Source organism: Streptomyces sp. NPDC104202 (assembly GCF_055584185.1).
On record NZ_JBVJMN010000122.1, the window covers coordinates 1 to 4,857 of the forward strand.

Sequence of the window (4,857 nt, forward strand, 5' to 3'; positions counted from 1 at the left end):
ATCCTCTGTGGTCTGTTCGCGGAGATCCTGGGTCTGTCCCGGGTCGGTATCGACGACAGTTTCTTCGACCTCGGTGGCCACTCGCTGCTCGCGACCCGGCTGGTGTCCCGGATCCGCACGGTCCTCGGCGTCGAGCTGCCGGTCCGCGCACTGTTCGAGACACCCACCGTCGCCGCCCTCGCACAGCACCTCGACGGCGGAGGCACGGCGGCCGCCCGCACCGCCCTCGCGCCCCGGCGGCGGCCGGCCGAGATCCCGCTGTCGTACGCGCAGCGCCGCCTGTGGTTCATCAACCAGCTCGACACCGACAGCCCGCTCTACAACATCTCCCTGGGCCTGCGCCTGCACGGCCTGCTCGACGCAGCCGCGCTGGAGACCGCGCTCGCCGACGTGGTGACCCGCCACGAGTCGCTCCGCACCCTCTTCCCCGCGCCCGAGGGCACGCCCACGCAGGTCGTGCTCGACGCCGGGACCGTCGCGGGCCGGATCCTGCGGACCGTCGACGTCACGGAGGACGAGGTGGCCGCGCGGGTCGCCGCGGCGGTCCGGCACGGGTTCGACCTGGCCGAGCAGACCCCGCTGAGGGCCACCCTGCTCACCGTCGGCCCGGACGAGCACGTGCTCGTGCTGGTGCTGCACCACATCGCCGGCGACGCCTGGTCCATGCGACCGCTCGCCCGCGACCTGGGCGACGCCTACGCCGCGCGGTGCGAGGGCGCCGCGCCGCAGTGGGCGCCGCTCCCGGTCCAGTACGCGGACTACGCGCTGTGGCAGCGCGAGGTGCTCGGCGACGAGACCGACCCCGACAGCGAGATCGCCCGCCAGCTGGCCCACTGGACGCAGACCCTCGCCGGCCTGCCCGACGAGCTGCCCCTGCCGACCGACCGCCCGCGCCCCGACGCCTCCTCTCACCGGGGCGAGCGGATCCGCTTCGAGCTGGACGCCGCGCTGCACCGGCAGCTCCTGAGCCTCGCGCGGGAGTCCGGCACCAGCCTGTTCATGGTCCTCCAGGCGGCCCTGGCGAGCCTGCTGACCCGCCTCGGCGCCGGGACGGACATCCCGATCGGCACCCCGGTCGCGGGCCGCACCGACGACGCCGTGGAAGAGCTGGTCGGCTTCTTCATCAACGAGCTCGTGCTGCGCACGGACACCTCCGGGAACCCGTCCTTCCGCGACCTCCTGGCCCGGGTCCGGGAGACCGACCTGACCGCGTACGCCCACCAGGACGTGCCGTTCGAGCGACTCGTCGAGGCCCTGAACCCGCCCCGCTCCCTCGGCCGCCACCCCCTGTTCCAGATCGTCCTCGCCCTGCAGAACACCGCGCAGCCCACCCTGGAGCTGCCGGGTCTGACCATCGGCGCCGAGCCGGGCAGCGGCGGCGTGGCCCGCTTCGACCTGTCCTTCGGCCTCAACGAGCGTCTCACCGCCGACGGCGCGCCCGCCGGCCTCGACGCCCTCGTCGAGTTCGCCACGGACCTGTTCGACCGGGCGACGGTCGAGGCGATGGCGGAGCGGTTCGTCACCGTCCTCAAGGCCGTGGTCGCGGACGCCGACCGCCGGATCGAGGATCTCGACATCCTCGGCGTCGCCGAGCGCGAGCTGCTGCTCTACGGCTGGAACGACACCGCCCGCCCCCTGCCCGACCTGCTCGTGCCGCGGATGATCGAGGCCCAGGTCGCCCGTACCCCCGAAGCGCCCGCCGTGACCAGCGGCGACGTGACCCTCACCTACGCGGAGCTCAACGCGCGGGCGAACCGCCTCGCGCATCTGCTCGTCGGGCGGGGCGCGGGTCCGGAGTCGGTCGTGGCGATCGCGGTGCCGCGGTCGCCGGAGATGATCGTCGCGGTGCTCGCCGTGCTGAAGTCCGGCGCGGCGTACCTGCCCGTCGACACCGAGTACCCCGCCGACCGCATCGCCTACATGCTGGCCGACGCCGCACCCGCCCTGGTGGTCACCGCCCAGGACGTCGTGCCGCACCTTCCCAAGGGCGCCACCCAGCCCCTCCTCGTCCTCGACGCCCCGGCGACCGTCGCCGACCTCGCCGGGCAGCGCGCGGACGACCCCGCCGACGCGGACCGCACGGGCCCGCTGCTGGCCGACCATCCCGCCTACGTGATCTACACCTCCGGCTCCACCGGCACCCCGAAGGGCGTCGTCGTCCGCCACGCCGGCCTCGCCGACTACGTCGCGGGCGCCGGCGGCGACTACCGGGGCGTCGCCGGCACCGTGCCGCTGCACTCCTCGGTCTCCTTCGACACCACGGTGACCTCGCTGCACGTCCCGCTCACCGTCGGCGGCCGCATCCGGCTCACCGACTTCCTCGAAGGGGCCGTCGAGCAGGACTTCAGCCTGCTGAAGGTGACGCCCAGCCACCTCGGCATGCTCGCCGACTCCGTCGAACCGGCCGAGGCCGACGCCGAACTCCTCGTCGCCGGCGAGGCCCTCACCTCCGCCGCCGTCGCGCCCTGGCGCCGCCGGCACCCGGACGGCGCGGTCTTCAACGTCTACGGCCCCACCGAGACCACCGTCAGCGCCGTCCAGCACCGCGCCGCCCCCGGCGAGGAACTTCCCGACGGAGCCGTGCCCATCGGCCGCCCCCTGCGCAACACCCAGGCGTACGTCCTCGACCGGCGGCTCAACCCCGTCCCGGCCGGAGTCCCCGGTGAGCTGTACCTCGCCGGCGAGGGCGTGGCCCGCGGCTATCTGAACCGCACCGCGCTCACCGCCCAGCGCTTCGTCGCCGACCCGTTCGGCCCGGCCGGCACCCGGATGTACCGCACCGGCGACGTGGTCCGCCACCGGGCCGACGGCAGCCTGGAGTTCGTCGGCCGCGCCGACGACCAGGTGAAGGTCCGCGGCCACCGCATCGAACTCGGCGAGGTCGAGGCCGCGCTCGCCACCGTCCCCGGTGTCGCCCGCGCCGTCGCCGCCGTCCGCGAGGACACCCCCGGCAACCGCCGCCTGGTCGGCTACCTCGTCCCCGTCGAGGGCGCCGCCCCGGACGGCGAGGCGGCCCGCCGCCACGTCGCCGCCGCCCTGCCCGAGTACATGGTCCCGTCGGCCGTCGTCACCCTCGACGCGGTGCCGCTCACCCCGAACGGCAAGACCGACCGCAGGGCCCTGCCCGCACCGCAGCAGACCGCGGTGGTACGCGGCAGGGAACCGCGCACCCCGCAGGAAGCGATCCTGTGCGGCCTGTTCGCCGACGTCCTCGGCGTCGGCCGGATCGGCATCCACGACGGGTTCTTCGCGCTCGGCGGCCACTCCCTCCTCGCGACCCGGCTCCTCAGCCGCATCCGTTCGGTCCTGGGCGTGCAGCTCGGCATCCGGGCCCTCTTCGAGGCCCCGACCGTCGCCGGCCTCGCCGAGCGCCTCGACGGCGCCGGCACGGCCCGTCCGGCCCCCGCCCCGACCGAGCGGCCCGACGCCGTCCCGCTGTCCTTCGCCCAGCGCCGCCTGTGGTTCGTCAACCAGATGGACCCGACGAGTCCGCTCTACAACATCCCGATGGTCCTGCGCCTGTCCGGCGACCTCGACCGCGCGGCCCTCGGCGCCGCGCTCGCCGACCTCGCACAGCGCCACGAGAGCCTGCGGACGGTCTTCCCGGCCACCGACGGCGAACCCCGTCAGGCGGTCCTCGACGCCGAGGCCCAGCCCGTCGGCCTCACCGTCCTGGACGGCCCGGACGACGGTTGCGCCGGACCCGAAGACGCGCAGGCCCGCATCGCCGCACTGCTCCGCGACGGCTTCGACCTGACCGGCGAGGTCCCGCTGCGGGCCACGCTGTTCGTCACCGGTCCGGACGAGCACGTGCTCGTCCTGGTCCTGCACCACATCGCCGGCGACGCCTGGTCCCTCGCCCCCCTGGCCACGGACCTCTCCACCGCCTACCGGGCCCGCGTCCGCGGAGAGGCACCGCAGTGGACGCCGCTGCCCGTCCAGTACGCGGACTACACGCTGTGGCAGCGCGAGCAGCTCGGCGACGAGAGCGACCCGGACAGCGAGATCGCCCGCCAGCTCGCCCACTGGACCGATGTGCTCGCCGGTCTGCCCGAGGAGCTCGCCCTGCCCACCGACCGGCCCCGGCCGCTGACCGGTGCCCAGCGGGGAGCGAAGCTGCGCTTCACCCTCGACGCCCAGCTGCACCGCCGGCTCCTGGCCCTCGCCGGCTCGACGGGCACCAGCCTCTTCATGGTCCTCCAGGCCGGACTCGCGTCCGTCCTCAGCCGGCTCGGCGCGGGCGACGACATCCCGATCGGCGCCCCGATCGCCGGCCGCACCGACGACGCCCTCGACGACCTCGTGGGCTTCTTCCTGAACACCCTGGTCCTGCGCACCGACACCTCCGGCGCCCCGTCCTTCCGTGAGCTGCTCGCCCGCGTCCGGGACACCGACCTCGCCGCGTACGCCCACCAGGACCTGCCCTTCGAGCGCATCGTCGAGGCGCTCAACCCGCAGCGCTCGCTCACCCGTCACCCGCTCTTCCAGGTGACGCTCACCGTCCAGAACTCCCGCGACGCCGCCCTCGAACTGCCCGGCCTCACCGTGTCCGCCGAGGCCGGCACGTCCTCCTGGGCACGCTTCGACCTCTCCCTCGGCCTCGGCGAACGGCACACCGCGAACGGTGTCCCGAACGGCCTCGAAGGCGTCGCCGAATACTCCGCCGACCTCTTCGACCGCGCCACCGTCGAGACCGTCGTCGCCCGCCTGGAGCGCCTGCTCCGCGCCGCCGTCGCCGACCCCGACCGCTCCATCGGCGACATCGACGTCCTGGACGGGGTGGAGCGTGAGCGGCTGGTGAGTGGGGTGAACGCGACGGGTTCCGTGGTGCCGGTGGGGTTGGTGCCGTTGTGGTTC

Annotated in this window: 1 protein-coding gene; it reads left to right on the forward strand. The window is 74.6% G+C overall.

The window, feature by feature from the left end:
• The coding region (locus tag ACZ60W_RS37000) for an amino acid adenylation domain-containing protein (protein ID WP_469759796.1) at nucleotides 1–4,857 on the forward strand (4,857 nt) is incomplete at both ends.